Here is a 1,666-nt window from a genome sequence, read left to right as displayed (position 1 = left end):
GCGCTGATCACCGAGGAGCTGGCCCGCGCGGAGGCGTGGGGAGCCCCGGCGGCGCTGGGTCGCGCGCTGCGGCTCCAGGCCGCCCTGGCCGGCGGCGCGCGGGCCGTCGACCTGCTGCGGGAGTCGGTCGAGGTGCTGCGGCGCTCGGCCGACGAGCTCGAACGCGCCCGCGCGCTGCGCGATCTGGGCCGGCGGCTCGGCGGCGGGGCCGAGGCGGCGGCGGTGCGCAGGGAGGCCGCCCGGCTGGCCGCCGCGTGCGGCGCCGGCTGGTCGGAGGAGTGGGCCGGAACCGCGCCGGGCCGGGAGGCCGGGGTGCCGGTGGACGTCGTGCTGACGCCGTCCGAGCGCCGGGTCGCGGACCTCGTCGGGCACGGTCTGACGAACCAGGAGATCGCGGCCGAATTGCGGGTGAGCGCGCGGGCCGTGGAGAAACATTTGACGAATTCCTATCGCAAGCTCGGTATTTCCGGCCGCCGGGAACTTGTGACGGTTCTGTGCGAGGCCGAACCCGTTGTTCGTGTTTGATCCCGGCGGTCGTGCCGGAAAACCCGTTCGACCTGCCGCCACGGAATCGAACTCATGCTCGCCGAACCGTGACCGAACCCTACCGAACCTGCCCTGACCTGCAAGGATGTGCACCGTACCGAACGACCGGCCGAACCCCCCGACCCCACACCGAACCACCGGCCGTACGCCCACAGAATTGGACCGGACCAGCCCGGGCGCCGTTGACCTGCCGGATCGGCGGTCCCTAGAGTCGAAGCAGAGTTCACCGCGAATCAGGCCGTTCGAGCCGACCCGGCCCGAAAGAAATGGCCGGGATTTCCCGCGGAAATCAGCACCGCACACGCGCCCCGAAGGGATCCGACTGCCGTGGTCATCTCCTCTTCCGCCCTGGCCGATACCGCTCGGACCATCGTGTGCGATCGAGAGCCAGGTCACGACGCGGCGCCGCAAACCCGCACCGTCACCGATCAGGCCGGCCTCAACATGGCCCAGCTCGACCGCACCCTCACCATCCGGCAGGCCAACGAGGCCTTCTTCTGGCAGTTCGGACGCTCCTCGTCCGAGCTCTGCGGCCGGACGTTCAGCGAGCTCGTCCACCCGAGCGTCCAGCAGCCGCTGCTGCGCCAGTTCTCCGGACTCATCGAGGGCCGCCGGGACCGCTTCGCCACCGACGTCATAGCGATAGGCCCGGACGAGGAGACGTTCACCGTCCCGCTCACCGCCGTCATGGTCCGCGGCGGCCTGCCCGACGAGTCGTCGATCATGGTGATGATGCCCAACCGCGACGGCGAGGCGGCCGAGTCCGAGGTCGTCGCCGGCCGCAAGAAGCTGCTCAGCGAGATCGACGCCCGGATCCTGGAGGGCATCGCGGCCGGCGTCTCCACCGTCCCGCTCGCCGCCCGGCTCTACCTCAGCCGCCAGGGCGTCGAGTACCACGTCACCTGCCTGCTGCGGAAGTTGCGCGTGCCGAACCGCGCGGCGCTCGTCTCGCGCGCCTACTCGATGGGCGCCCTCAAGGTCGGCGTCTGGCCGCCGAAGGTCGTGGAGAGCTTCGTGAAGTAGCGGTACCGCAGGAGCACCCCCCCGTCAAGGGCGGGGGCGCGACCCGGCGCAACACGCGCGCCCCCCCCGAGGCCTGCCCCCCCCCGCAGGCCCGCCC

2 protein-coding genes are annotated in these 1,666 nt (G+C 71.8%); both read left to right on the top strand.

Annotated features, from left to right (window positions below; genetic code table 11):
- Positions 1-525, top strand: a 525-nt coding sequence (locus ACFV4F_RS42925; RefSeq protein ID WP_380511399.1) for a LuxR C-terminal-related transcriptional regulator, incomplete at its 5' end; no start/stop codon positions are given.
- Positions 526-879: 354 nt separating this feature from the next.
- The gene (locus ACFV4F_RS42920) at positions 880-1,569 is read left to right on the top strand and encodes a LuxR C-terminal-related transcriptional regulator (RefSeq protein WP_380511401.1); all 690 of its coding nucleotides are present in this window, start codon (positions 880-882) and stop codon (positions 1,567-1,569) included.
- Positions 1,570-1,666: the final 97 nt, after the last annotated feature.

Origin of the sequence: Kitasatospora sp. NPDC059722 (assembly GCF_042733235.1) — a bacterium.
Lineage (GTDB): Bacteria > Actinomycetota > Actinomycetes > Streptomycetales > Streptomycetaceae > Kitasatospora.
This window is presented reverse-complemented; position numbering and strand designations above follow the sequence as displayed.